Genomic DNA, 24,768 nt, shown 5'->3' on the forward strand with positions numbered 1-24,768 from the left:
GAGACAATGGCACGCCTGCAAAACAAGACAGCACTGATCACCGGCGGCACGAGCGGCATCGGCCTCGAAACCGCGCGCCAATTCATCGCCGAAGGCGCGCGGGTCGCGATCACCGGCAGCAGCGCCAAGAGCGTCGAGGCCGCCCGCGCCGAGCTTGGCGACAAGGCACTGGTGATCCAGGCGGACGCCGGCAACGCGGTTGGCCAGAAGGCCGTGGCCGAAGCGATCGGGAGTGCCTTCGGCAAGCTCGACATTCTCTTCGTCAATGCGGGCGTCGCCGAGTTCGGTCCGCTCGAACAGTGGAGCGAAGCCGCCTTCGATAAATCCATCGCGATCAATGTGAAGGGGCCGTACTTCCTCATTCAGTCGCTTCTACCGATCTTCTCGAAGCAGACCTCGATCGTGCTCAATACCTCGATCAACGCTCATATCGGCATGCCGAATTCCAGCGTCTACGCATTGACAAAGGGGGCGTTGCTGACACTGGCAAAAACGCTTTCCGGCGAACTCATCGGCCGCGGCATCCGCGTCAATGCGGTCAGCCCCGGCCCCATCGCAACGCCGCTCTACAGCAAGCTCGGCATGTCGGAAGCAGACTCCAAGGCAATGGCCGCCCAGATCCAGTCGCAGATCCCGGTCGGCCGCTTCGGCGATGCCAGCGAGGTCGCCAAGACCATCGTCTTCCTTGCCTCCGACGAGGCTGCATACATCGTCGGCAGCGAACTCGTCATCGATGGCGGGATGAGCAACCTCTGACACCATCAAAGAACGCATGGCAAGGCCGCGGCAGCTCTCCTCCGCGGCCTTGCCATTTTCGTTGTGAGCGTCGACCAGCCGACCGCAGTCAACGACTGTGCGCCCTCGTTCCTCAGATCGATCGCAGCCTTGCCATTCTGAGATACACCCAGTCCATTGCGAGCATGACGGCAAGGGACAGGCCGACCAGCGGGAAGACGATCCCGCCGATGACGAGGATGGCGAGCAGGCCCCTGAACACACGCCTGTCGGATGGCATTGGCGGCACGCCAAGCGATCCGGCCGGGCGTCGTTTCCACCACATGACACCTGCCGAGACGGCAAGCAGGACGATTGCGATGCAGGCCGCGAGCAGCACGAGCTGATTCGCCAGCCCGAATTGCTGGCCCATGTGGACGTTCACTCCCCATTCGAGCCATTTGCCGAGCGGGCCGTAATCCGCATAGCTCATGTCGATGAGCGGCTGTCCGGAATACTGATCCAGATGCACCACGCGTTGCTGCGAAAGATCGTCCGGATAGACCGACCCGGTGTAGACGCCGGCTGGCGTGTTGGGGATGTCCACGGCATAGCCGCGATGCAGGCCGAGGCGATCGAAGGTGGCGACGGCGGCGTCGAGCCCGATCGGCGCCACGCCGTGCGGATCGACGGCCGACTGCGGCAGCCGCGCCTGCTCGAGCGACCAGGACGTTTTCGCGATATGACCCAGATGTTCGTCGGACATCGGTACGGCGGTCCGGACGCCGGCGGGATAGCCGAAGTTGCTGCCGTTGGCCCACTCGTTGACCTTGTCTCCCCACACGCTGGACCACGGCATGCCGGTGATTGCGAGGAAGACGATGAAGAAGCCGACAAAAATGCCCGTGACAGCGTGGGTATCGCGCCAGAAGACACGGCGCTTCGGCGTTCCGCGGACGCTGAGGACGCCGCCCGTCTGTCTGCGCGGCCACCAGAGATAGACACCGGTGCCGACGAGAAGGATCGACCAGCCGGCGGCAATCTCGATCAGGACGCGGGCATACGAGCCGAAATACTTCAAGCTGTGCAGGTAGCGGATCGTCCACATGATCGTCCCTCGATCGGGAAGCGCACCAAGCACCTTGCCGGAATAGGGATCTACGTAGACGGCAAGCTTGCCTTCGCTCTCGGTATTGACCGTAATTTCGGCGGAGCCTGAGTCGGACGCCGGGTCGGTGAACTTGATCGCCATTCCCGGATGTGCGGCAAGCGCGGCCGCCACCATGGCGGACGGCGCAACGCTTGCCTCGCTTTGCCGAACCTCGACGCGCTTCAGTTCGGAATAGACGACCGAATCGATTTCGTCCCTGAAGAGATAAAGTGCGCCCGATACGGCGAGGGTGATCATGAAAGGCAGGACCATCAGGCCTGCATAGAAATGCCAGCGCCAGACGGCGCGATAGAGGTCGGACACGGATCGCACGGCAGCGCCGGTGCTCTCGCGACCGATGGTGAGATCGGACATGAGTATTTCCTAACGTGAAAGAATCGGGGTCGACACGCGGGTTTCGCGATGTCGGCTGCAACACAACGTCAGGCAGGAAGAGGCGGGCCGCGGGGTTGAGCGATCACCCCGCGCAGGACGGGCGCGGAGGCAAGCGCCTTTGGGAAAACGCTGTCGAACGCTGTTTCGACAGCAACGTGGAGGAAGCCGCTCTGCTCGACCAGGATTGCCGGAACAGCCGTCGCAGCCAGGCGGCAAAGCGTAGCGCAGGGGCACTCCGGCCCCTTCTTGAGCGGCGCAGTGTCACGGCCGGCATGGTCGAGCGGGTCGAACCCGGACATGGAGCAGATGACATGGAAGGGATCGGCAGCCGTTGCCGCCACCGCGCCCTGCGCCGTGCCTGCGAGGAGGCCCTGGATCAACAGCAGGCAGGCGACCAGCACCGCAATAGCGCTGCCAGACACTCTATCCTGCAATAAGCGCCGCATCATCCCCATATTGTCGTCCATGGCACAACACCATCGCGATGTCACGCCGGTTTGATGCCGCCCTGGAGCCATCATCGTCCGCAACGGGCCGTGATCGACAAGAGCGTCGATATCCCCCAGCCATGTCGCAGCCAGGCGGTTGCGCCGCCGGACCTTACGGCATAGTGGAATCCGGCGTCCCGTCGCCGCTGCGATTCCCGTCCGCCCCGAGCCCGCCTCCCCGGAGAACCCCATGCTGATCGGCATTCTTTGCGGCATAGCAACCTGCGCCCTGTGGGGGCTGACGTTTGTGGTGCCTCGCGCCATAGCGCCTTTTACCACCCTGGATCTGACGGTGGCGCGCTATGGCCTGTTTGCGCTGGCAAGCATCGTGCTGATGGTACATCCGCGTTTCCGGCCGCGCGGCATCCAGCCGCGACTTGTCATCACCGCTCTCCTTCTCGGCGGCATCGGCTATGTCGGATATTTCGTCAGCGTCGCCTACGCGGTGCGCTTTGCGGGCGCCGCCATTCCACCGCTGGTGATCGGCACGATGCCGGTGCTGTTGTCGCTGATCGCCAATTTGCGCGATCGTTCGGTCGCCTGGCAGCTGCTTGTGGCCCCCCTCGCGCTGATCGCCGCCGGCATCGCCTGGGTCAACGTCTCGGTTTTCGCCGCCGCTCCCGAGGGCGATCGGAGCATGCTCGTTCTCGGAATAGGTTCCGCGTGCATCGGGCTCGTTCTGTGGGTGATCTACGGCCTTGCGAGCACGGCGGCCATGCAATCGGCGGATGCTCCCGACATTCTGCAGTGGACAGGTCTCCAGGGCATCGGCGCCGGGCTCGGCAGCCTCGTCCTCATTCCCATGACCTCGATCAACACACCGCTCGTCTACACGGACGTCGACCTTCTCCGGTTCGTCTTGTGGTCATTGATCATGGGGCTGGCCGGCGCATGGCTGGCGACGCTTCTCTGGATGATCGCCTCCAGGCGCCTGCCGCTGGCGCTTGCCGCGCAGCTCATCGTCGCAGAAACGGTGTTCGGCTTGATCTTCGGCTTCGTCTTCGAGCAGCGGCTTCCGACCGTGGCGGAAGCGGGTGGCTCCCTGTTGCAGCTTGCCGGCGTCGGCATGGCGATTGCGATCTTCAGCAATGTCGGCAAACGGCAACCGGCCTGATCGACGCAGATTGCTTATTATCCGCCAAAGGCTTAGGGTCTGGCGCAGTCTTATGTGCGACGGACAAGAGCGATGTTTCTCAGCGGCAAACGCATCCTTCTCATCATCTCCGGCGGCATTGCGGCCTACAAGAGCCTGGACCTGATCCGACGGCTCCGGGAACGTGGTGCATCCGTTCGTCCGCTGATGACCAACGGCGCGCAAGAGTTCGTGACGCCGCTTGCGGTCGGGGCGCTTGCAGCCGACCATGTCTATACCGACCTGTTCTCACGCCAGGACGAGCAGGATGTCGGCCATATCAGGCTTGCCCGGGATTGCGACCTCGTGCTGATCGCGCCAGCGACCGCTGACCTGCTGGCGAAAATGGCAGCCGGGCTTGCGGACGATCTCGCCTCGACGGTGTTGCTGGCAACCGACAAGCCCGTTCTGGCGGCGCCGGCGATGAACCCGCACATGTGGGTGCATGCCGCAACCAAACGAAACCTGCAGACGCTGAAGCAGGACGGCATTCGCTTTGTCGGACCGATGGCCGGCGAGATGGCGGAAAGCCGGGAGGCCGGCGTCGGCCGGATGGCCGAACCGCTCGACATCGTTGCGGCCGCTGAGGCAATTCTCGATGTTCGCCCGAAGCTTCTGGCCGGCCGAAAGGCAATCGTAACCTCGGGACCGACCCATGAGCCCATCGATCCGGTGCGCTATATAGCGAACCGTTCCTCCGGCCGGCAGGGTCACGCCATCGCTGCTGCACTCGCAAGGCTTGGCGCCGAGGTCACGCTGGTCTCCGGTCCGGTGACGATAGCCGATCCTTCCGGCGTCAAGGTGGTGCATGTCGAGCGCGCCGACGAAATGCGCGATGCCGTGCTCGCGGCGCTGCCGGCCGATATCGCCGTGATGGTCGCGGCCGTTGCCGACTGGCGCGTCGCCTCCGCCTCAAACCAGAAGATCAAGAAGCATCCCGGCGAATCCATACCGACGCTGGCACTGACGGAAAATCCCGACATCCTGAAGACGGTCGGCCATCACACGATGCGGCCGAAGCTGGTGATCGGCTTTGCAGCCGAAACCCAGGATGTGGACAACAACGCCAAGGCGAAGCTGGAGCGAAAGGGGGCCGACCTCATCGTCGCGAACGACGTTTCGCCGGCTACGGGCATCATGGGCGGCGTGCGAAACAGGGTGAAGATCGTCAGCAGGGACGGCATCGAGCAATGGCCGGATCTGTCGAAAGAGGAGGTTGCCGCAAAGCTTGCGGCGCTGATCGCCGAACGGCTCAGGCAGGGATGACGAGGGGCAGCGGCCTTGCTATCGCGGGCTCTGGGCCGAAGGGCGCGATATCCAATCCGGTCTCACCGAGCGTCACGGCACTGCCATCCGGAATCTCCGCCCACGCGTCGATATCGTCATTGAGCGGCTCGGAGACGAGACAGTATCCCTTGCCGACCGGCGAGGCGTAGAGCGTCGGCGCCTTGCGGTCGGTGGCATAGCGGATCGCATAGAGCGATTTGCCGTCCGAGAAGGCGGCCGTATAGCGCACCAACGCCGATCCGATGATGTTTTCGGCGAGGCTTTCGACAAACCTTATCATCTCCGCCATGGCCGACATCGGCGTCTGGCGAAGCCCGAACTGCAAGGCGAGCAGGAACATCAGCTCGGAATCGGTGGTGCCGCCGCGGGCATTGAACAGCTCGTCATCGAGCATTGCCTCCATCGACCGCCGGAGGCGTTCGAAACCCGCGATCTGGCCGTTATGCATGAACGACCAGTTGCCGAAGGTGAAAGGGTGACAGTTGTCGCGCCGTGTACCGCCGCCGGTGGCGGCGCGCACATGCGCCAAAAAGAGCGGCGAGCGGATCTGCCGCGCCAGACTCTTCAGATTGCAGTCTGACCAGGCCGGCAGCGTATCGCGATATCGCCCCGGCTCGGGATGGTCGCCGTACCAGGCGATGCCGAAGCCGTCGCCGTTGGTCGCGGTCTTGGCGCGCGTGGCGCAATGCGATTGCTCGATCAGGGAATGCGCGGGCGACGACACCAGCTCTTCGAGATAGAGAGGGGTTCCGCGATAGGCTGCCCAGCGACACATGCTCTTTCACTCCGCAACCCGCCTCGGCCCGTGGCGGGAAAATGCTGAAACGCAACGACTATTGTCGAATCCGATGGTTAATAAGAACTAAACGCCGTTGCGACTTGCAAGCGGAAGATGACAAATTTCCGACGCCGCGGGCGATCAATTTTCGCAAGGCAGCATGCTCTTTTGTGAACAGTGCGTTCCGCCGGCGCCGGTCTTCGCGCGCTTGGCCGGGACAGCTATAGTCGCCGGCAAGTTAGAAACCTTGAGAGGATGCCATGTCGATCCGTCCCGTAAAGCATACAAGCACCGCAACTCCGACCATGGAAGGCGCCGGCGTGAAGCTGCATCGCGTCTTCGGTTTCGGCGACCCTTCGCTGACGGACCCCTTCCTGATGATGGACGACTTCCGCAACGATAACCCCGCGGAATACATTCGCGGCTTTCCCTGGCACCCGCATCGCGGCATCGAAACGATTACCTACGTTCTGGCCGGCACCGTCGAGCATGGCGACAGCCTCGGCAATCGCGGTCTGCTGGGCGCGGGCGACATCCAGTGGATGACCGCGGGCAGCGGCATCATGCATCAGGAGATGCCGAAGGGCGATTTTGCCGGGCGCATGCATGGTTTTCAGCTCTGGGCCAACCTGCCCTCCTCCCTGAAAATGACCGCACCGCGCTATCAGGATGTCAAATCCGCCGATATCCCTGTTGTCATCGATGACGACGGGACGGCTGTCCGTGTCATCTGTGGCGACTTCTGGGGCAAGGCTGGTCCCGTCGACGGCGTGTCCGCCGAGCCGATCTATCTCGACGTGTCCGTGCCGCCGGGCAAGAAGAAGCGCCTGCCCGTCGATACATACCGCAATGCCTTCGCCTACATCTTCGCCGGCTCCGGGACATTCCGCGATGCGTCCAAGCCGTTCGGCGTGCGCGTGGAGAAGGAAGTCGACGGCGAGGAACTGAACATCCGCGACATGTCGGGCAACCGGACGCTTGTCGTCTTCGACAGCGGCGATGAGGTCACTGTGCAGGCGGGCGATGAAGGCATTCGCTTCCTGCTGGTGTCCGGCAAGCCGATCGAGGAGCCGGTAGCCTGGCACGGGCCCATCGTCATGAACTCGCGCGAAGAGATCATGCAGGCGATGCAGGAGCTCCAGAACGGTACGTTCATCAAGGCCGCGCACTGATCCCACGACAAAACGTATATCACCTCAAAGTTGCAAATTCCACAAGATCGAGATTTCGCCTTGCATCCTGCGCGAATCGACATACCTTTTAGCCATCGACAACAGAACGAAAGGAAGGTGATCCAATGTCTAATGAGATTTCGGACCTCGTAACGGGCATGGAAGTGGTGACGAAGGCGAGGCAGCCCTCGCTCTGAACCCGCCTTCCTGGGATCGCCAAAGCGGTCCGGCCGAATTACAGGCCAAAACTCATGGAAAGGGTCGCTTCGAGCGGCCCTTTTCCGTTTTCTGCTGGGAGATTGACCAAGGGCGCTTGATTGATTATTCGTAAAGTCATCTGATGACTTTACGAGAACTCATGCAACCTCTCACAAAAACCAATCTTGCCGATACGGCAATCGAGGCGATACGCGGCGAGATATTCTCGAAGCGCTGGGCAGTCGGAGAAAAGCTGCCCAACGAAGCCACGCTTTGCGACATGTTGTCCGTCAGCCGGGGAACCATTCGCGAGGCGGTTCGCGTGCTCGCCTCGCAGGGCCTGCTTGAGACGCGGCAAGGCTCGGGGACATACGTGCTGTCGACCACCGATACCGCGCTGCCGTTGACAATGGCGCGGAGAGCCGGTCTGCGCGACCTGTTCGAGGCGCGCTGCGCACTGGACGTCGAAGCGGCGCGGCTGGCCGCTGTCCGACAAACGCCTGCGACGCTCGCGACGCTCCGCACGCTGCTTGAGCAGCGCGGCAATTTCGAGGGCGGCGACAAGGCCGCATTCATCAAGCGGGACCTTGCCTTCCACCAGGCGGTCATTGCCGCATCCGGCAACCGTGCGATGGTCGAAATCTACGACTTCTTCTCCGCCTCCATCACCGAGACGATCGAGGCGACACTTGGCGCGGATATTCCCGAACCCGATATGCAGGCACATGCCGACATCATCGAGGCGATCGCGACGGGCGATCCGGAACAAGCGGATGCGGCGGTGCGCCGTTTCATGGCCCCCGTCATCAACACCCTCGACCGGATGATCCTTTCATGACGTTACCTTTGCAAGATTCCGCCCGCGTCTACGACCTCGCAGACGAACAGCTGATCGATGCCGAAGTCGATAGTATTCCGCAGCCGCAGCCACCTTCCGGCAAAAGTCCGGCTGCGCGGCTCCTGCTTGGGGCGAGCCTGGTCCTGATCGCTTTCAACCTGCGTCCGGTTTTCTCCAGCGCATCGGCGCTGCTTCCCGAGATCCGCAGCGAACTCGGGTTGTCGGCTCTCGGAGCGAGCCTGCTCACGACTTTGCCGGTCGTCTGCCTCGGGGCTTTTTCGCCGATGGCGCCGCGGCTGGCACAGCGTATCGGTTCCGAGCGTACGCTGCTCGGCGTCCTCTTCCTTCTGGCGCTCGGCACGGCGCTGAGGGGAACCTCATCCATTCCGCTGCTTTTCCTGGGGACCGCCCTCGCCGGTGCCTGCATTGCGGTCGGCAATGTTCTGTTGCCCGGGTTGGTCAAGCGCGATTTTGCCGATCGCGCCGCGCTGATGACCGGTTTCTATACCATGGCGCTTTGCGCCGGCGCCGCGAGTGCCGCGGGCTTCACGCTTCCGATCGAAAACGCGCTCGGCGGCTCGATGGCCGGAGCGCTCGCGATATGGGCGCTACCCGCCCTGATTGTCGCGCTGATCTGGCTGCCTCAGGTGCTGTCGATGAAGACAGAGGTCAAGCGCAGCGGCTTTTCCGTCGTGGGTCTCTGGCGCGACCGTCTGGCATGGCAGGTGACGCTCTTCATGGGACTGCAATCCGCACTCGCCTACTGCGTCTTCGGCTGGCTTGTTCCGATCCTGCGCGAACGCGGAGTCGACGGCGTCACCGCTGGCGCGATCGTATCCGTATCCGTCATGGTTCAGGCCGCCGCCTGTCTTGTTGCCCCGCAGATTGCCGTCAGGAGCAAGGATCAGCGGCTCATCAACGCGTCGCTTTGCGGGGTCGCGGTCGTGGCGCTTCTCGGCTTGCTTTTTGCGCCTCTGTCAACCGTCTGGATATGGGCGGTCCTCCAGGGGATCGGCCAGGGGGGCCTGATTGCAGTGGCCATGACCACCATCGTGTTGCGATCCCGCGACCCGCATGTGGCGGCGCACCTCTCGGGCATGGTGCAGTGCGTCGGCTATCTGCTGGCAGCGGTGGGACCGCTGATCGTCGGCCTCATCCGCAGCTGGACCGGAAGTTTCGCCTGGTGTGCCGTCCTGTTCGTGGCCCTCGGCGCCGGGGCGGCCTTCAATGGATGGAACGCCGGCCGCGCGCTTTATGTCGGCGCGCGCACGGTCGAGAAGTCCGGCTAACTGCTGCCATCACCATCTGTTGATCCGGTCTTCCCGCCGGCGGATGCTAGGCTGGCGGCAACGATTGCATCTGCCGGAGGAATATTCGTGCGTTTTTTACCCGCTGTCCTGCTCGCGGCGCTGCTTGCAGCGTTGGCACCCACCCTATCAAATGCAGAGGGAAGCGGAGCTGTACCCGGCGACGCCCGCGAGGGCGTCCTGAGGCTGCTGCCGGCCGATTCCGTCACGCAGCACGAAATGACGATCGGTGGGCGGAAGCTGGCCTATACGGCAACGGCCGGGACCCTCAACCTCTTCGGCCAGGACGGCGCGCAGACAGCCGCCATCTTCTACACCGCCTACATCAAGAGAGACGGCGGCGCAGACCGGCCGCTGACCTTTGTCTTCAACGGCGGCCCGGGCGCTGCATCCGCGTTTCTGCACCTCGGCCTCGTCGGGCCGAAGATTATGGATTTCGGAGAAAAGGGCGACAACGGCGCGGGGGCTAAGCTCATCGACAACCCGCACAGCTGGCTCGACTTCACCGACCTCGTCCTGATCGACCCGATCGGAACCGGATGGAGCCGGACCGTGAAGGCGGACGACGCCTCCAAATACTACAATGTCAATTCCGACGCCGAAAGCATCGCCAAGGCGATCGCCCTCTTCGTGGCACACAACGATCGTGCCTCCTCTCCGAAGTACCTGCTCGGCGAAAGCTATGGTGGATTCCGCGCGGCAAAGGTTGCGAATGCCCTGAAAGAGAGCCAGGGCATCATCGTTTCGGGCACGGTCATGCTTTCGCCGTTGATCGAAGGCCAGCTTATGTTTGGCGCCGACCAGTTCGCGCTGGGTGCGGCACTGGAATTGCCGTCCCTGGCCGCCGCCGAAATGGATCGGCGCGGCGCTTTCGACGAGACGCGTCAGCGCGAGGCGGAGCGTTTCGCGCTCGGCGACTATCTGACGACGCTGGCGGGCGCACCCCCGACAGGCGACGCGGCCAAGGCATTCTATGCCAAAATCGCCGGCATGACGGGCATCGCCGAAGACGTGGTGGAAAGGAACAGGGGCTTTCTCGGAAGTGTCTTCACCAAGCAACTGGGCAAGCGCGACGGCCTGGTGGCGAGCCCCTACGACGCGGCATTTACCACGCCCGATCCATACCCCGAATCCAACGATTCCCGTGGCGACGACGCCATCCTGGACGGCTTTACCCGCGCCTATGGCGGCGCCTTTGCCAATTATGCCCGAAATGAACTGGGCTTCAAGACCGAGATGACCTACGCCCTGCTCGACAGCGACGTGAACCGCCAGTGGGAGTGGGGCGGGCGCGGCGGCTCGCGTCTGCAGGCGAGTGTTACCGACGACCTCAGGCAACAGCTTGCATCCAATCCTTCGTTCCGCCTGCTGATTGCCCATGGTTACAGCGACCTCGTCACTCCCTATGGCGTCAGCCGCTATGTCGTCGATCACCTTCCGACAACCCTTGCCGGCCAAAGGGTGGCGCTGAACGTCTATCGCGGCGGGCACATGTTCTATACGCGGCCCGATCAGCGCGCCGCATTCACCGCCGATGCCAAGGCATTCTACGCCGCATCCGGACCCTCACCGGCAGATTGAGCGAGGGCATCCTGCTTCAGGCACGGCACCCGCGATGCGCGACACTTTTGGGGTTGTTTCGCGCGATTGCCGCCATACTTAGTCCTCATGTCATACCAAAAACTGCCATTGAAAGCCCCGAACCCCCACCAGGCTTCCGGGCGGGAATTGCTGTTTCGAACGCTCTCATCGTCGTGCGACGACTACGCCCTGTTCCTGGATATCGACGGCACTCTGCTCGACCTGGCAGACACGCCAGACGGGATCGTTGTTCCTGACCGGCTCCCCTCGCAACTCGACGCACTGGCACAAAGGCTCGGGGGTGCGCTGGCGCTGGTCACCGGACGGGCACTTGCCTACGTGGACCAGCTCTTTGCGCCATACCGGTTTCCGATCGCCGGGCTTCATGGCGCCGAACTGCGCCGGCCCGACGGCGACATTGTCAGTGCCGCGACGACGCCCGCGTTCGAGCGACTGAAGGCGGAGCTGTACGCAGCGACCGCCGACCTCGACGGCGTCCTGATCGAAGACAAGGGTGCGGCCGTCGCAGCCCATTACCGCCTCGCGCCGGGTCGACAGGCCGAGCTTGAGCCGCTGATGGAGGCGTTTCTCGCGAAGGCCGGCGAGAATTGGACGCTGCAGCGTGGCAAGATGGTTCTGGAGATCCGCCCGGCCAGTGCCGACAAGGGACGCGCCATCGACACGTTGATGTCGGAGCCTCCTTTTGCAGGCAGGCGCCCGATTGCGATCGGCGACGACATTACCGATGAGGCGATGTTTCATGTCGCCAATCGCCGCAACGGGTATTCGATCCGCGTCGGCGCGCCGCTGGTCGGAACAGCAGCGCCGCTGACATTGCACTCCTCCGGAACGCTGCGGGAACTGATTGCGCAGATCGCCGTTTGATGAACGGCACCGCCTCCGCTGCCCTCGCCGTTGAAAGGAATCCCAAGTGAGCCGTCTCGTCGTCGTTTCCAACCGTGTCCCCGTTCCCGCGAAGGGGGGCGCAGCAGCATCTGCCGGCGGACTTGCCGTGGCTCTGCAAGCCGCCTTGCAAGCGCGTGGCGGCATCTGGATGGGCTGGTCGGGCAACTCCAGCGGCGACAACGAGCCGGGGCCTCTGTCCCTTCATGAAGACGGCAAGATCACTTTTGCGCTGACCGATCTCACCGACAGGGACGTCGAGGAGTATTACTCCGGCTTCGCCAACCGCGTGCTCTGGCCGATCTGCCACTACCGGCTGGATCTGGCGGAATACGGACGGCAGGAAATGGCAGGGTATTTCCGCGTCAACCGATTCTTCGCGCATCGGCTGGCGCCGCTGCTGAAACCAGACGATACGATCTGGATCCATGACTATCATCTGATCCCGCTGGCCGCCGAGCTTCGGCAGATGGGCGTCAAGAACCGCATCGGCTTCTTCCATCACATTCCCTGGCCACCGGCGGATGTGCTCGCCGCCATGCCTGTTCACGAGGAGATCATGCGTGGGCTTGCCGCATATGACCTCGTCGGCTTCCAGACGGACCGTGACCTCGAGAATTTTGCCGGCTGCCTGCGCCGCGAAGAAATGGGCGACGCGATCGGTGATGGCCGTTTCACCGCCGGTGACAAGGTTTTCAAAGGCGGCGCCTACGGCATCGGCATAGAGACAGCCGCCTTCGCGGAATTTGCCCGCAAGGCAGTCGGCCACAGCATGGTCCGCAAGGCACGCCAGAGCATCGAGGGACGACAGCTGATCATCGGCGTCGACCGCCTCGACTATTCCAAGGGCCTCACCCAGCGCATCGATGCGTTCGAACACTTCGTGCTGAGCAACCCCGCCCATCAGCGCCAGGTGACCTATCTGCAGGTGACGCCGAAGTCGCGTTCCGAGGTGCCCGAATACGAGAAGATGCAGCGCACGGTCGCCGAACAGGCCGGGCGCGTCAACGGTGCGCTGGGGACGGTGGACTGGGTGCCGATCCGCTATATCAATCGCTCGCTCAGCCGGCCGATCCTGGCGGGTCTCTACCGGCTCGCCAAGGTGGGTCTCGTCACGCCGCTCCGCGACGGCATGAATCTCGTGGCCAAGGAATACGTCGCCGCTCAGGACCCGGACGATCCGGGCGTACTGGTTCTGTCGCGCTTTGCGGGAGCTGCGCGCGAACTGAAAGGAGCACTGCTCGTCAACCCCTACGATATGGTCGGCACGTCCAACGCGCTGGCCCGCGCCCTCAATATGCCGCTGGAGGAGCGTCGCGAGCGCTGGCAGAGGATGATGGACTATCTGCTGGAGCACGACGTGTCACGCTGGTGCGACGATTTCCTGGGCGATCTGGCAGCCGAGCCTCAGGCGATGCCTGCCTCGCCCACCAGCCATGCGGCCAACTGATCGCTCTGCGGGGTGCGTGCCTTCGGCTGCACCAGCCAGTAACCCCGGTCGGGTGCCGCTATCGCCGGACCGGCAACCGCCAGGATTCCGGAGGCAAGGAGCGAGTCGACAAGGCCCATCCAGCCGAGCGCCAGACCCTGCTCGCCGAGTGCGGCCTGGACGACCAGCGAGTAGGTGTTGAAACTGAGGTCGCCCTGCCCGGCATAGGTCTCGCGGCCGACGCCGAGCTGGGCAAAATAACGTCGCCAGTCGAACCATGGAGACGGCGCCGCGGTATCGAGGTGGATAAGGCGGCCCCGCGCCAGATCGGCCGGCGTATCGAAGGGACCGTTGCGATCGAGAAACCGCTGGCTGCAGACAGGCGCAACCTTCTCCGGCAGCAGCAGCATGGCACCGTGTCCGAATTCCGCCCGCGTGCCGAACACGACGGCGACATCGCCTTCATCCGAGAGTTCGCGCTCCATTCGCTGCGTCGCCACGATCTGGATGTCCGTGTCGGGATAAATCAGCCGAAAGGCATGCATGCGCGGGATGAGCCAGAGCGAGGAGAAGGCATAGTCGGTGTGCAGCCTGATGGATGGTCGCTCGACTTCGCTTCTCAGCCTCCGTGCAAGCTGATCGATTTCACCGACGCTTCTTGCGGCGATATCGAACAGCCGCTGGCCCGCAGGCGTCAGCTCGACGCCGCGATGCTGCCGCTTTAACAGGCTGACGCCCAGCTGCTCCTCTATCCTGCGGATCTGGTAGCTGACGGCGGGCTGGGTCAGACCCAGCAGGCTGGCTGCCGAGGAGAGGCTCCCCGCTCTGCCTATTTCGGCGAAAATACGCAGCCACCCGAGATCGACGCGACGCTCTGCCATAAAAAATCCTTTTGGGGACTATCGAAAAATCCCGCCTTCACAGGGCGAGTGATAGTGTTGTTCAATAAAACCATCAAATGACAAAAAGGGGAAATGCGATGACAGGAATTTCAGCAGTCCGCCGTCTTGCCGCCGGCGTTGTGCTTTCTGCCCTTGCGATGGGAACGGCATCTGCTGCCGACAACGCATCTTGCAAGGTTATTCGCATGTCCGATCCAGGCTGGACCGACATCACCGCCACCAACGGCGTGACGAGTGTCATCCTGACGGCGCTCGGCTACGAGCCCGATATAAAAACGCTCTCCGTTCCGATCGGCTACCAGTCGATGAAGAACGGCGAGATCGACGTCTTCCTCGGCAACTGGATGCCGGCCCAAAAGGCCTTCATCGACGACCTGACTGCGGCCAAGGCGATCGAGGTGGTGAACAAGAACCTCACAGGCGCCAAATTCACGCTTGCGGTGCCGACCTATGTCGCGGAGAACGGCATCAAGGATTTTGCGGACCTGCAGAAACATGCCGACGAATTCGACCACAAGATCTACGGCATCGAGCCGGGCGCACCCGCCAATTCCAACATTCAGAAGATGATCGACGCCAATGACTTCGGCCTGAAGGACTGGGAGCTGGTCGAATCCGGCGAGCAGGCGATGCTGGCGCAGGTCGACCGCGCCGCGAAGGACAAGGCTGCCGTCGTCTTCCTCGCCTGGGCACCGCATCCGATGAATGAAAAGTTCTCGATCGCGTATCTCGCGGGCGGCGACGCCTATTTCGGTGCTGACTTCGGCGGTGCCGAGGTCTACACGCTGGCACGGACCGGCTGGCCGCAGATGTGCCCGAACGCAGCGACGCTGTTCAAGAACCTCACATTCGACATAGGCATGGAAAACGCGCTGATGGGATCGATCCTCGGCGGCGAGGATCCCAAGGCTGCGGCCACGGCCTGGCTGAAGGCCAATCCGAAGGCGATCGAGCCCTGGCTCTCCGGCGTAACGACGCTTGACGGCAAGCCCGGAGCGGACGCAGTTAAAGTCTCTCTCGGCTTGTGAAACCTCAAGGACAACTCCGCATGGCGCGCCCGAATATCCTCATCCTGATGGTCGACCAGTTCAACGGAACGCTATTTCCGGATGGCCCGGCCGACTTTCTTCACGCGCCGCATCTCAAGGCTTTGGCGAAGCGCTCCGTGCGTTTTGCCAACGCCTACACGGCCAGCCCGCTCTGCGCGCCGGCGCGGGCCTCCTTTATGTCGGGGCAGCTGCCCAGCCGGACGCGCGTCTACGACAATGCCGCGGAGTTCGCCTCCGACGTTCCGACATTCGCGCATCATCTGCGCGCTGCCGGCTACCACACCGCCCTCTCCGGCAAGATGCACTTCGTCGGACCGGATCAGCTTCACGGCTTCGAGGAGCGGCTGACCACCGACATCTATCCGGCCGACTTCGGTTGGACGCCCGACTACACCAAGCCCGGCGAGCGCATCGACTGGTGGTACCACAATCTCGGCTCGGTGACGGGAGCGGGCGTTGCCGAAATCACCAATCAGATGGAATACGACGATGAGGTCGCCTACAACGCGACCCGCAAACTCTACGATCTCTCGCGCCGGCAGGACGACCGCCCCTGGTGCCTGACGGTGAGCTTTACGCATCCGCACGACCCCTATGTTGCCCGCCGCAAGTTCTGGGATCTCTATGCGGACTGTCCGGCGCTCGATCCAGAGGTTGGCGCCATTGCGTTCGACGAGCAGGATCCGCATTCGCAGCGCCTGCTGAAGGCCTGCGACCACGATGCCGTGGAGATCACCCCGGAGCAGGTTCGCCGTGCGCGTCGCGGCTATTTTGCCAACATCTCCTACATCGATGAGAAGGTCGGTGAAATTCTCGACGTGCTCGAACGCGGCCGCATGGCCGAGGACACGATCGTCCTGTTCGTTTCCGACCACGGGGACATGCTCGGGGAGCGCGGGCTATGGTTCAAGATGTGCTTCTTCGATGGCTCGTCCCGCGTGCCGCTGATGATAGCGGCCCCCGGTTGGAACCCGGCGCTCGTCGACCAGCCGGTGTCGACGCTCGACGTGACGCCGACGCTGGCAGCGCTTGCCGGGATCGACATTACCAAGCTTGCGCCATGGACCGACGGTGAAGACCTTGCGCCACTGGCGAAGGGGAGGGGCAGTCGCGGGCCGGTGCCGATGGAATATGCGGCCGAGGGCTCGGAAGCGCCGCTCGTCTGCCTGCGCGACGGTCGCTTCAAGCTTACGCTCTGCGACAAAGATCCCCCGATGCTGTTCGATCTCGAGGCCGATCCCAGGGAACTCACCAACCTGGCCAGCGATCCGGCCCATGCCGAGACGCTGGCGCTGCTCTCGAAACAGGCCGGCCAGCGTTGGAATCTCGCAGGCTTCGATGGCGCGGTGCGCGAGAGCCAGGCCCGGCGCTGGGTGGTCTACGAAGCCCTGCGCAACGGTGCCTACTATCCCTGGGACTACCAGCCGCTGCAGAAAGCGTCCGAACGCTACATGCGCAACCACATGGATCTGAATGTCCTCGAGGAGAACAAGCGATATCCTCGCGGCGAGTGAGATTGCGGTTGGCAGCGTTGCGAGGCGAGCGATGAGCCGGTAGGGTCCTGCCGTCGCAACCAGGTGGATCTCTCATGAAAATCAGCGCGCGCAATCGTCTCAAGGGCAAAGTGGTCGACGTCACACTGGGTGCTACGACCGCCCATGTCCGCATCGATATCGGCGGCGGCTCGATCGTCACGGCTTCGATCACCAATGAAGCGGTGAAGGAACTCGGCCTGGCGGTCGGCTCCGATGCCTACGCGGTGGTGAAGGCGTCGGACGTGATGGTCGCCGTCGACTGATTACGCCTTCTGGCAATGGTGCTCTGCACCGTCGTCGCCGGTCTGGAAATCGCCCGGCTGCGGCGGCGCAATCGGTTTGAAGAGAGTGCGGTCCGGCTTCAGATCGAGCAGCAGGGTGCCGTCGAGGCAATCCAGCCCGCGAACAAGCAGGATTGGCCCCTCCATCGCCTCAAGCTTGACTATCGAGGTTCCAATCGGGTTCGGGCGCACCGGCGAGCGCAAGGAGAAAGTGCCATGGACCTTGCCGTTGCGGGCGGGACTTTGCAGCACCAGATCGCGCCGCGAGCGATCAAGCCAATAGAGGATCTCCAACCTCTCGAAAGCATCGACACCCTGAAGGGCCTGTACCCACGGCTGGAATATTTCAATCCGGCAAATCGGACCATCATGCCGCCCCTGGCGCGGCGTCTCCATCCGCGACGTCCAGGGCGTTGAAATCCGCCCTATGAAAACCAGACCGGCGTCGGTCGGCACTGGCGCATCGACGACGACTTCGTTTTCACGGATTTCATTTTCACGGACCATGATGTGTTCCCCCTGACGGCGGCACTATGGCATAGCGCTATATTCGATGGAATATCACGCCGCCTTGGCGACGTGATATTCCTTGATCGCAACCATCTTGATCGCCGGGTGGCGCTCGGACTCGTAGCGCAGCGAGAAGGTGTCCTGCGCCAGGAACACAGGATCGCCATCGAGATCGCGGGCAATATCGCCGCGCTTGACGGTCAGAAACTTTTCGAGATCCGCCGGCTGGTCGGCCGAAATCCAGCGGCAGACCGAGAAGCGCGACATTTCGAAGGAGACCGGCAGGCCGTATTCCGCCTGCAGGCGTTCCTTCAGAACATCGAGCTGCAGGGCGCCGACGACGCCGACGATAGCCGGCGAACCGTCTTCCGGCGAGAAAAGCTGTACGACGCCTTCCTCGGCCATCTGCTGCAGCGCTTCCTTGAGTTTCTTTGCCTTCATCGCATCTTCTAGACGGACGCGGCGGAGAATTTCCGGCGAAAAGTTCGGCACGCCCTGGAACACCAGCGCCTCGCCTTCGGTCAGCGTATCGCCGATGCGCAGCGTGCCATGGTTGGGAATGCCAACGACGTCGCCGGCATAGGCGGTGTCGGCAAGCTGGCGCTGCGAAGCGAAGAAGAACTGCGGCGCCGTCAGGCCGAGCTGCTTGCCGGTGCGTGCGAGACGCGCCTTCATGCCGCGCTCCAGCTTGCCGGAGCAGATGCGGGCGAACGCTATTCGGTCGCGGTGGTTCGGATCCATGTTGGCCTGGATCTTGAAGACGAAGGCCGTCATCTTGTCGTCGGTCGCGTGCACCGTTCTTGTATCGGCGACCTGGTCGCGCGGCGGCGGAGCAAATTCGCCGAGCGCGTTGATGAGATCGCGCACACCGAAATTGCGAAGCGCCGAGCCGAAGAAGACAGGGGTCAGGTGGCCCTCGAGGAAGGCCTGGCGGTCGAAGGGCCGGCAGGCTTCCATCGCCAGCTCGGTTTCCTCGACAAAAGCGGCACGCTCGTTTTCCGGAAGCCTGTCGGCAACGCTCTGCGGTCCGTTGACGGGCGTGCCCTCGACCTCTGTGTCGGAGCCGCGAACGGTATTATCGGCAAGCTTGTAGGAGCCGCAGAAGGTCTTGGAGCGGCCGATGGGCCACGTGATCGGGGCCGTGTCGAGCGCCAGCTTTTCCTCAACCTCGTCCAGGATCTCGAAGGGATCGCGGCTTTCGCGGTCCATCTTGTTGATGAAGGTGATGATCGGAATATCCCGCATGCGGCAGACTTCGAAGAGCTTCAGCGTCCGCGGCTCGATACCCTTGGCGGCGTCGATGACCATGACGGCGGCGTCGACCGCCGTCAGCGTGCGGTAGGTGTCGTCCGCGAAGTCTTCGTGGCCGGGCGTATCGAGAATATTGAAGACATTGCCTTCATATTCGAAGGTCATCACCGAGGTGACGACCGAGATGCCGCGCTCGCGCTCGATCTTCATCCAGTCCGAACGGGTCTGGATCCGGTCCTTCTTCGCCTTGACTTCACCGGCGAGCTGGATGGCGCCGCCGAACAGCAGCAGCTTTTCGGTGAGCGTGGTCTTACCGGCGTCCGGGTGCGCGATAATAGCGAATGTGCGGCGGCGGGAAACCGCCTCGGCGAGACTTTCAGCCATGATGTGAATCCTGTGGAATTGCCGCGTATCTAGCGATTTTAGCCCGGCATTGCAATTGACCTTGGCTCCCCGGGCGCAAAGTAATGGCGGATGACCATTCACACCGATACCCGTCCGACGCTCAATCTCATTCGCCTTCCGCACGGCGAGGGCCTTGAGCTTCCCGCCTATGAAACCAAAGGTGCCGCCGGCATCGACCTGCGCGCGGCTGTCGAAGACGGTGCGCCGATGGTTCTGGCACCCGGCCAGCGCGCTTTGGTGCCGACCGGCTTCATCTTCGAAATCCCCGAAGGGTTCGAGGGACAGATCCGTCCGCGCTCCGGCCTCGCCTTCAAACACGGGATCACCTGCCTGAATACGCCGGGGACGATCGACAGCGATTATCGCGGCGAGGTGAAGGTGCTGCTCGTCAATCTGGGCGAGGAGCCGTTCGAGTTCACCCGCGGGATGCGGATCGCCCAGATGGTGATCGCCCCTGCTATCCAGGCCCGCGTAAACGAAATCACCCAGGCGAGTGCCACGGCGCGCGGCGCCGGCGGCTTCGGCTCGACCGGGGTCTGATGACCACGACGGCCCGGTATCCGGCACTGACCTTCCGGCAGGACTATTTTGCCGACGGAGCCGCATGGACGGCGTTCGTTTCATTGCTTCAGGATACGTTCGGGATCGATATCGATCCGCTTCAACGGCTCGGCGGGCCGGATCCGTCATGCATGCCGTTCGGCTGGTTCGACGCAGACGGGACGCTGGTTGCCAGTCTCGCCGCCTTTGCCTTGCCGCTGACGATCAACGGGCGGAAGCTACGGGCCGCGGCGTTCCAATCCGGCGCCGTCCGGCCGGCCTGGCGCGGGCGCGGCCTGTATCGTGATGTTACCCTGAAGGCTCTCGAATGGTGCAAGGCCGAGGGCTTCGAAGCGATCGTGCTCTATACCGATAAGCCGGCACTGTATGAGCCCTACGGCTTCCACTCGCTGCCGCTCCATCTATACATCGGCGCGGCACCGGCACCGCGAGCGCCAACGGTGTCGCAGTCCCTCGATCCCTGGCAGCCCGGCGATCTCGCCCTGCTGCAACGGGCACTCAGGACTCGCACGCCTGTCTCGGACTGCCTTGCCGTATGCGAAAGCGCGGCGATGTTTCTGATCAATACGCAATTCGATCCCGACGTTCGGCTGAGCTGGATGGAGGGCGAACAGGCCGTCATCGCCTGGAAGATGGACGGCGAGCGGTTCATCCTGCTCGATGTCGTGGCGCCGGCGATTCCCGCGCTCGCCGCAATACTCGGCGGATTGGACGTCCAACCCGATGTCGCAGAGGTGCGGTTCCGTCCGGACAAAATCGCATGGTCGGGCGAGCCGCAGCCGCTGGACGGTGCGACGCGGTTCATGATCAAAGCCGATTTTCCCGTGACGCTCGATACCCCGGCGATGCTTTCGCCCATGGCCGATTTCTAGAGTATTTCGACGCAATTCCGGACGCAAAACCGCTCTGCACTTTTGCTGGAATTGCTCTAAGCGAGCGGCGGCAGGCGGCGCTTGACGGGCGACGCCTTGACCATCGACGTACTCGTTTCCGCCTTTTCCGCGACCTTGTCCAGGATAGCGTCGAGCTGCGCCATCGAGCGAACGACGAGGCGCGCGATGAAGCAGTCGTCGCCGGTAACCTTGTCGCATTCGACGAACTCGGGCGTCTCCTCGACGATCCGCTGGACGACGTGGAGCTGCCCGGGCAGCGGCCGAATCCGAACGATCGCTTGCAGGGGGTAGCCGAGGGCTGCGGGATCGATGTCGATCGTGAAGGCCTTGATCACGCCGCGTTCCTCGAGCCGGCGTAGCCGCTCTGCAGCGCTCGGTGACGACAGGCCGGCCGCTTGCGCCAGTTCTTTCAGAGACATGCGCGCGTCGGCGGCCAGCGCCTCGAGCATGCGCCGATCCACGTCATCGATATCGTTATTAGGAGCTGTCGGCATTTTTCCTCACAATATTAGGCAAACACACTGAACACTCTCCGCAACTCTATATAAATCCGACGATGCCGGCAATATTCTCCATGTGTTGGGAAATGGAGGCGAACGATGCAGAACGATATCCGTAGCGGCACGGCGCAAATGACGGCGGCGATGCTGATTTCCGGCACGATCGGCTGGTTCGTCGTGATGTCGGGCCAGCCTGTCAGCGGCGTCGTCTTCTGGCGCTGCCTGTTCGGCGCGATCACCCTTCTCGTCGTTTGTGCATCGATGGGCTTGCTGCGTCCTGGAGTGATCAGCCTCAAGACGCTCGTGGTCGCCATCCTGGGCGGCATTGCCATCGTGCTCAACTGGCTGCTGCTCTTCGCTTCCTACAGCCACGCCTCGATCTCGATTGCGACGACGGTCTACAACACGCAGCCATTCATGCTGCTGGCGCTCGGCGCACTGCTTCTGCGGGAACGGATCACGGCTGCGAAACTCTTTTGGCTGACGCTCGCCTTTGCCGGCATGGTGGCGATCGTCGAGGCCAAACCGCAAGCCGTGGGCCTGGAAGGCGGCTACGGCATCGGTATTGCGATGGCGCTCGGCGCTGCCTTCTTCTACGCGCTCGCGGCTCTTGCCGCGAAGCATCTGAAGGGAACGACGCCGCATCTGATTGCCCTGATCCAGGTTTCGACAGGCGTTGTCATGCTGCTGCCGATGACGGATTTTTCGAGCCTGCCGACGGACGGCAGCACATGGTCGCTTCTTGCCACCATGGGTATCGTCCACACGGGACTGATGTATGTGCTGCTTTACGGCGCCATCCAGAAATTGCCGATACACCTGACCGGTGCGCTGTCGTTCATCTACCCGATCGCGGCGATCCTCGTCGACCGGGTCGCATTCGGACATGCGCTGCAACCGCTGCAGATCGCCGGGGCGGCGGTCATTCTGCTCGCCGCGGCCGGTATGAACCTTGGATGGACGCCCACCCGTTTGCTGGGCGCCCGTGCAGGCTGAGCCCCTACTTGGGTTGCCGGGTCATCTCGAACAGGAACCACGTGCGACGCTCGGCCTCGTCGATCCAGTTCTCCAGGAGACTGGTGGTGGCGACGTCATTGTGCTCGGCGCACACCTCATGAGTCTCGCGCAGCAGCGAGACGAGCTGCTTGTTGTCGTCACGCAGTTCCGCCAGCATGTCTTCCGGCGTCACATAGTCGGCGTCGTTGTCGTTGATGCGCTGCAGGCGGCCGATATGGCCGATCGAGCGCAGCGTCGTGCCACCGATCTTGCGGGCGCGTTCGGCGAGTTCGTCCGTCATCGCGAAAATCTGGTCGGCGTGCTCATCGAGGAGCAGGTGATAATCGCGGAAGTGCGGCCCGGACATATGCCAATGGAAGTTCTTGGTCTTCATGTAGATTGCGAAGGTATCGGCAAGAAGCGCTGCCAGGGCACCGGAGATGTCCTGGATGGCATTGCCTTTGAGATCTGTGGGGGTGGCGAGTGGGGCCGTCCTGCGCTTTTCGATTGCGGTGGGGCTCATCAAATTCTCCTTCGCCAGACCTGGCGGTGGCTTGCGGGGTGCGGGAACGATATCGTCGTTTCCGGTGCAGCAGGCGACGGCGCCGGGCTTCCCGTCCCGCACCTGCCATCGCCTCCTGAATTAGAACCGCGATCGCCGGCGTCAATAGCACTTGCCGTCCGAACTCTCGCAGCCGCGTCTGATAAAACTCATATTGAAACTCAGGGTCTGGCGGCGTAGAAATCGGCCGCAACCCGGAGGCCACGATGTCGTTCACTGCTCTCTTCGCCTATGCAGCGGCGCTGTTCATCGCAGCCGCCATTCCTGGTCCGGGCATCACGGCGATCGTCGCCAGGGCGCTCGGCTCGAATTTCCACGAGACCTTCTTCATGGGTCTCGGCCTGGTGCTCGGCGACATGACCTACCTGACCGCCGTCATTCTCGGGCTTGCGTTCGTGGCCCAGACCTTCACCGAAGTCTTCATTGTCATCAAGATCGCCGGTGCACTCTATCTCGGCTACATCGCCTACAAGCTATGGACGGCGGGACTGCTGCCGCAGGACATCGCGGCGAAGAAATCCAGCAGCGTCGGCATAAGCTTCCTGTCCGGCCTGCTCGTGACGCTCGGCAATCCGAAGACCATGCTGTTCTACGTGGCGCTGGTGCCGACGCTGATCGATATCAACAGCATCGGGCTTCGCGAGTACGGGATCCTTCTCGCCACGACGTTCGTCGTCCTGCTGGTCGTGCTCGTGCCCTACATGATGCTCGCTTCCCGCGCCCGCACGCTGCTGAAGCAGCCGCGTGCGCTGCGGGCGCTCAACCGTGTGGCCGCCAGCATTCTGGCAGGCACGGCAGCCTTCATCGCAACACGTGCCGCCTGAAAAAATCGTCCGGCAAACTCCGGTATTCAAAGGCTTTTTTCTCTGAAGCCGCGGTTTCGCGGGTGAAGCAACTCTGGCCTCTGCAAGGCTTTGACCCTATTCTCTCCCAACATTCATAAAGGGAGAGAATAATGTCGAAGAAACCAGGCCGCGGCCGCATCTATTCCTCGATCACGGAGACGATCGGCGACACCCCGATCGTTCGGCTCGACAAGCTGGCCAGGGAAAAGGGAGTCAAGGCGAACCTGCTGGCCAAGCTCGAGTTCTTCAATCCCATTGCTTCCGTCAAGGACCGTATCGGCGTCGCGATGATCGAATCGCTGGAAGCGCAGGGCAAGATCTCGCCCGGCAAGACGACACTGATCGAGCCGACCTCCGGCAATACAGGCATCGCTCTCGCGTTCGCGGCGGCCGCCAAAGGCTACAAGCTGATCCTGACGATGCCCGAGACCATGTCGATCGAACGTCGCAAGATGCTTGCGCTGCTCGGCGCCGAACTGGTGCTGACAGAGGGTCCGAAGGGCATGAAGGGCGCGATCGCCAAGGCAGAAGAGCTGGCCGCCACCCTGCCCGACGCCGTCATCCCGCAGCAGTTCGAGAACCCTGCCAATCCCGAGATACATCGCAAGACGACGGCCGAGGAAATCTGGAACGACACCGAGGGCACCGTCGACATTCTCGTTGCCGGCATCGGCACCGGCGGCACGATCACGGGCGCCGGCCAGGTGCTGAAGTCGAAAAAGCCGGGCATCAAGGTCATTGCCGTCGAGCCGGAGGAATCGCCCATCCTTTCCGGTGGCCAGCCCGGTCCGCACAAGATCCAGGGCATCGGCGCCGGCTTCGCGCCCGCGATCCTCGACACGCATATCTACGACGAGATCGTCACCGTCAGCAGCGCCGAAGCGCTTGAGACGGCACGCCACGTGGCAAGGCTCGAAGGCGTGCCGGTCGGCATCTCCTCCGGTGCAGCGCTCGCCGCAGCCATCAAGATCGGCAGACGCGAGGAAAATGCCGGCAAGAACATCGTCGTCATCATCCCGTCCTTTGCCGAGCGCTATCTTTCGACAGCGCTGTTCGAAGGCCTCGGCAGCTGAGCCATCCCAGCCTTGGGTTTCCGGGGGCGCTT

At 62.8% G+C, this 24,768-nt stretch carries 25 protein-coding genes; 17 read left to right on the plus strand and 8 right to left on the minus strand.

Going from position 1 to position 24,768, the window contains the following annotated elements; translation table 11 throughout:
* The first annotated feature begins 6 nt into the window (after positions 1 to 6).
* Entirely contained in the window at positions 7 to 756 is a 750-nt protein-coding gene (locus tag ASC97_RS31940) for an SDR family oxidoreductase (RefSeq protein WP_057472344.1), read from the plus strand.
* Between the two features lie 112 nt (positions 757 to 868).
* On the opposite strand, the gene ASC97_RS31945 is transcribed toward ASC97_RS31940, so the two are convergent.
* Both ASC97_RS31945 and ASC97_RS31950 read right to left on the minus strand, forming a co-directional pair.
* On the minus strand, positions 869 to 2,239 hold the full coding sequence (locus tag ASC97_RS31945) for a PepSY-associated TM helix domain-containing protein (protein ID WP_057472345.1): 1,371 nt from the start codon (positions 2,237 to 2,239) through the stop codon (positions 869 to 871).
* A gap of 68 nt (positions 2,240 to 2,307) precedes the next feature.
* Positions 2,308 to 2,727 carry a hypothetical protein gene (locus ASC97_RS31950; protein ID WP_244481629.1) on the minus strand — a complete coding sequence of 140 codons (420 nt, stop codon included), beginning with the start codon at positions 2,725 to 2,727 and terminating at the stop codon, positions 2,308 to 2,310.
* A gap of 211 nt (positions 2,728 to 2,938) precedes the next feature.
* On the opposite strand from ASC97_RS31950, the gene ASC97_RS31955 reads away from it, so the two are divergent.
* Together ASC97_RS31955 and coaBC are read left to right on the plus strand one after the other, a co-directional pair.
* On the plus strand, positions 2,939 to 3,862 hold the full coding sequence (locus ASC97_RS31955) for a DMT family transporter (RefSeq protein WP_057472347.1): 924 nt from the start codon (positions 2,939 to 2,941) through the stop codon (positions 3,860 to 3,862).
* Between the two features lie 72 nt (positions 3,863 to 3,934).
* On the plus strand, positions 3,935 to 5,146 hold the full coding sequence (coaBC, locus tag ASC97_RS31960; RefSeq protein WP_057472348.1) for a bifunctional phosphopantothenoylcysteine decarboxylase/phosphopantothenate--cysteine ligase CoaBC: 1,212 nt from the start codon (positions 3,935 to 3,937) through the stop codon (positions 5,144 to 5,146).
* Here coaBC and ASC97_RS31965 read toward each other — a convergent pair.
* Positions 5,133 to 5,942, minus strand: a complete 810-nt coding sequence (locus ASC97_RS31965) for a class II glutamine amidotransferase (RefSeq protein WP_057472349.1) — start codon at positions 5,940 to 5,942, stop codon at positions 5,133 to 5,135. The genes coaBC and ASC97_RS31965 overlap by 14 nt on opposite strands.
* Positions 5,943 to 6,205: 263 nt before the next feature.
* Here ASC97_RS31965 and ASC97_RS31970 point away from each other — a divergent pair, with 263 nt between their 5' ends.
* From ASC97_RS31970 to otsA, 6 genes are all read left to right on the plus strand, one after another.
* Entirely contained in the window at positions 6,206 to 7,117 is a 912-nt protein-coding gene (locus tag ASC97_RS31970) for a pirin family protein (protein ID WP_057472350.1), read from the plus strand.
* Positions 7,118 to 7,475: 358 nt separating this feature from the next.
* On the plus strand, positions 7,476 to 8,153 hold the full coding sequence (locus ASC97_RS31975; RefSeq protein WP_057472351.1) for a FadR/GntR family transcriptional regulator: 678 nt from the start codon (positions 7,476 to 7,478) through the stop codon (positions 8,151 to 8,153).
* Entirely contained in the window at positions 8,150 to 9,442 is a 1,293-nt protein-coding gene (locus ASC97_RS31980) for a CynX/NimT family MFS transporter (RefSeq protein WP_057472352.1), read from the plus strand. Before ASC97_RS31975 ends, ASC97_RS31980 begins: the two co-directional genes overlap by 4 nt.
* 87 nt (positions 9,443 to 9,529) lie before the next feature.
* A complete protein-coding gene (locus ASC97_RS31985; RefSeq protein WP_057472353.1) occupies positions 9,530 to 11,041 on the plus strand; it encodes a S10 family peptidase in 1,512 nt (503 codons plus the stop codon).
* A gap of 87 nt (positions 11,042 to 11,128) precedes the next feature.
* Complete coding sequence (gene otsB, locus ASC97_RS31990) at positions 11,129 to 11,926, plus strand: trehalose-phosphatase (protein ID WP_057472354.1); 798 nt, start codon at positions 11,129 to 11,131, stop codon at positions 11,924 to 11,926.
* A gap of 46 nt (positions 11,927 to 11,972) precedes the next feature.
* Positions 11,973 to 13,394, plus strand: a complete 1,422-nt coding sequence (otsA, locus tag ASC97_RS31995; RefSeq protein ID WP_057472355.1) for an alpha,alpha-trehalose-phosphate synthase (UDP-forming) — start codon at positions 11,973 to 11,975, stop codon at positions 13,392 to 13,394.
* Here otsA and ASC97_RS32000 read toward each other — a convergent pair.
* Positions 13,352 to 14,254 (minus strand): choline sulfate utilization transcriptional regulator, encoded by a 903-nt coding sequence (locus ASC97_RS32000; RefSeq protein WP_057472356.1) that lies wholly within the window; start codon positions 14,252 to 14,254, stop codon positions 13,352 to 13,354. The genes otsA and ASC97_RS32000 overlap by 43 nt on opposite strands.
* Positions 14,255 to 14,352: 98 nt before the next feature.
* Here ASC97_RS32000 and ASC97_RS32005 point away from each other — a divergent pair, with 98 nt between their 5' ends.
* From ASC97_RS32005 to ASC97_RS32015, 3 genes are all read left to right on the plus strand, one after another.
* A complete protein-coding gene (locus tag ASC97_RS32005) occupies positions 14,353 to 15,303 on the plus strand; it encodes a choline ABC transporter substrate-binding protein (protein WP_057472357.1) in 951 nt (316 codons plus the stop codon).
* A 20-nt stretch (positions 15,304 to 15,323) separates the two neighbouring features.
* A complete protein-coding gene (betC, locus tag ASC97_RS32010) occupies positions 15,324 to 16,838 on the plus strand; it encodes a choline-sulfatase (protein WP_057472358.1) in 1,515 nt (504 codons plus the stop codon).
* A 74-nt stretch (positions 16,839 to 16,912) separates the two neighbouring features.
* Entirely contained in the window at positions 16,913 to 17,122 is a 210-nt protein-coding gene (locus ASC97_RS32015; protein ID WP_057472359.1) for a TOBE domain-containing protein, read from the plus strand.
* Here ASC97_RS32015 and tsaA read toward each other — a convergent pair whose 3' ends face one another.
* Both tsaA and ASC97_RS32025 read right to left on the minus strand, forming a co-directional pair.
* Positions 17,123 to 17,647 carry a tRNA (N6-threonylcarbamoyladenosine(37)-N6)-methyltransferase TrmO gene (tsaA, locus tag ASC97_RS32020; RefSeq protein WP_057472360.1) on the minus strand — a complete coding sequence of 175 codons (525 nt, stop codon included), beginning with the start codon at positions 17,645 to 17,647 and terminating at the stop codon, positions 17,123 to 17,125.
* 54 nt (positions 17,648 to 17,701) lie between these two features.
* Positions 17,702 to 19,285 carry a peptide chain release factor 3 gene (locus ASC97_RS32025; protein ID WP_057472361.1) on the minus strand — a complete coding sequence of 528 codons (1,584 nt, stop codon included), beginning with the start codon at positions 19,283 to 19,285 and terminating at the stop codon, positions 17,702 to 17,704.
* 90 nt (positions 19,286 to 19,375) lie between these two features.
* On the opposite strand from ASC97_RS32025, the gene dut reads away from it, so the two are divergent.
* Complete coding sequence (gene dut, locus ASC97_RS32030) at positions 19,376 to 19,846, plus strand: dUTP diphosphatase (RefSeq protein ID WP_057472362.1); 471 nt, start codon at positions 19,376 to 19,378, stop codon at positions 19,844 to 19,846.
* Positions 19,846 to 20,739: a GNAT family N-acetyltransferase gene (locus ASC97_RS32035; protein ID WP_057472363.1), complete on the plus strand. Its 894-nt coding sequence runs from the start codon at positions 19,846 to 19,848 to the stop codon at positions 20,737 to 20,739. Before dut ends, ASC97_RS32035 begins: the two co-directional genes overlap by 1 nt.
* Before the next feature lie 56 nt (positions 20,740 to 20,795).
* Here the strand turns inward: ASC97_RS32035 and ASC97_RS32040 are convergent, their stop codons facing one another.
* The gene (locus ASC97_RS32040) at positions 20,796 to 21,254 is read right to left on the minus strand and encodes an Lrp/AsnC family transcriptional regulator (RefSeq protein WP_057472364.1); all 459 of its coding nucleotides are present in this window, start codon (positions 21,252 to 21,254) and stop codon (positions 20,796 to 20,798) included.
* 105 nt (positions 21,255 to 21,359) lie between these two features.
* Between ASC97_RS32040 and ASC97_RS32045 the strand changes: the two genes are divergently transcribed.
* On the plus strand, positions 21,360 to 22,256 hold the full coding sequence (locus ASC97_RS32045; protein ID WP_057472365.1) for a DMT family transporter: 897 nt from the start codon (positions 21,360 to 21,362) through the stop codon (positions 22,254 to 22,256).
* A 4-nt stretch (positions 22,257 to 22,260) separates the two neighbouring features.
* On the opposite strand, the gene ASC97_RS32050 is transcribed toward ASC97_RS32045, so the two are convergent.
* Positions 22,261 to 22,779 carry a Dps family protein gene (locus ASC97_RS32050; RefSeq protein WP_057472366.1) on the minus strand — a complete coding sequence of 173 codons (519 nt, stop codon included), beginning with the start codon at positions 22,777 to 22,779 and terminating at the stop codon, positions 22,261 to 22,263.
* A gap of 245 nt (positions 22,780 to 23,024) precedes the next feature.
* Between ASC97_RS32050 and ASC97_RS32055 the strand changes: the two genes are divergently transcribed.
* Positions 23,025 to 23,642 (plus strand): LysE family translocator, encoded by a 618-nt coding sequence (locus ASC97_RS32055; RefSeq protein WP_057472367.1) that lies wholly within the window; start codon positions 23,025 to 23,027, stop codon positions 23,640 to 23,642.
* A gap of 131 nt (positions 23,643 to 23,773) precedes the next feature.
* Entirely contained in the window at positions 23,774 to 24,736 is a 963-nt protein-coding gene (cysK, locus tag ASC97_RS32060) for a cysteine synthase A (protein ID WP_057472368.1), read from the plus strand.
* Positions 24,737 to 24,768 lie beyond the last annotated feature (32 nt).

It is taken from the genome of Rhizobium sp. Root1203 (assembly GCF_001424945.1).
Taxonomy (GTDB): Bacteria; Pseudomonadota; Alphaproteobacteria; order Rhizobiales; family Rhizobiaceae; genus Rhizobium.

Coding starts and splice junctions, on each gene's coding strand:
- ASC97_RS31970 (WP_057472350.1), top strand. CDS start 6,206: ATGTCGATCCGTCCCGTAAAGCATACAAGCACCGCAACTCCGACCATG.
- ASC97_RS32000 (WP_057472356.1), bottom strand. CDS start 14,254: ATGGCAGAGCGTCGCGTCGATCTCGGGTGGCTGCGTATTTTCGCCGAA.
- tsaA (WP_057472360.1), bottom strand. CDS start 17,647: ATGGTCCGTGAAAATGAAATCCGTGAAAACGAAGTCGTCGTCGATGCG.
- ASC97_RS31980 (WP_057472352.1), top strand. CDS start 8,150: ATGACGTTACCTTTGCAAGATTCCGCCCGCGTCTACGACCTCGCAGAC.
- ASC97_RS31955 (WP_057472347.1), top strand. CDS start 2,939: ATGCTGATCGGCATTCTTTGCGGCATAGCAACCTGCGCCCTGTGGGGG.
- dut (WP_057472362.1), top strand. CDS start 19,376: ATGACCATTCACACCGATACCCGTCCGACGCTCAATCTCATTCGCCTT.
- cysK (WP_057472368.1), top strand. CDS start 23,774: ATGTCGAAGAAACCAGGCCGCGGCCGCATCTATTCCTCGATCACGGAG.
- betC (WP_057472358.1), top strand. CDS start 15,324: ATGGCGCGCCCGAATATCCTCATCCTGATGGTCGACCAGTTCAACGGA.
- ASC97_RS31940 (WP_057472344.1), top strand. CDS start 7: ATGGCACGCCTGCAAAACAAGACAGCACTGATCACCGGCGGCACGAGC.
- ASC97_RS32040 (WP_057472364.1), bottom strand. CDS start 21,254: ATGCCGACAGCTCCTAATAACGATATCGATGACGTGGATCGGCGCATG.
- ASC97_RS32005 (WP_057472357.1), top strand. CDS start 14,353: ATGACAGGAATTTCAGCAGTCCGCCGTCTTGCCGCCGGCGTTGTGCTT.
- ASC97_RS32045 (WP_057472365.1), top strand. CDS start 21,360: ATGCAGAACGATATCCGTAGCGGCACGGCGCAAATGACGGCGGCGATG.
- ASC97_RS31975 (WP_057472351.1), top strand. CDS start 7,476: ATGCAACCTCTCACAAAAACCAATCTTGCCGATACGGCAATCGAGGCG.
- ASC97_RS32055 (WP_057472367.1), top strand. CDS start 23,025: ATGTCGTTCACTGCTCTCTTCGCCTATGCAGCGGCGCTGTTCATCGCA.
- ASC97_RS32015 (WP_057472359.1), top strand. CDS start 16,913: ATGAAAATCAGCGCGCGCAATCGTCTCAAGGGCAAAGTGGTCGACGTC.
- ASC97_RS31945 (WP_057472345.1), bottom strand. CDS start 2,239: ATGTCCGATCTCACCATCGGTCGCGAGAGCACCGGCGCTGCCGTGCGA.
- ASC97_RS32025 (WP_057472361.1), bottom strand. CDS start 19,285: ATGGCTGAAAGTCTCGCCGAGGCGGTTTCCCGCCGCCGCACATTCGCT.
- ASC97_RS31950 (WP_244481629.1), bottom strand. CDS start 2,727: ATGGACGACAATATGGGGATGATGCGGCGCTTATTGCAGGATAGAGTG.
- otsB (WP_057472354.1), top strand. CDS start 11,129: ATGTCATACCAAAAACTGCCATTGAAAGCCCCGAACCCCCACCAGGCT.
- ASC97_RS32035 (WP_057472363.1), top strand. CDS start 19,846: ATGACCACGACGGCCCGGTATCCGGCACTGACCTTCCGGCAGGACTAT.
- ASC97_RS32050 (WP_057472366.1), bottom strand. CDS start 22,779: ATGAGCCCCACCGCAATCGAAAAGCGCAGGACGGCCCCACTCGCCACC.
- ASC97_RS31965 (WP_057472349.1), bottom strand. CDS start 5,942: ATGTGTCGCTGGGCAGCCTATCGCGGAACCCCTCTCTATCTCGAAGAG.
- coaBC (WP_057472348.1), top strand. CDS start 3,935: ATGTTTCTCAGCGGCAAACGCATCCTTCTCATCATCTCCGGCGGCATT.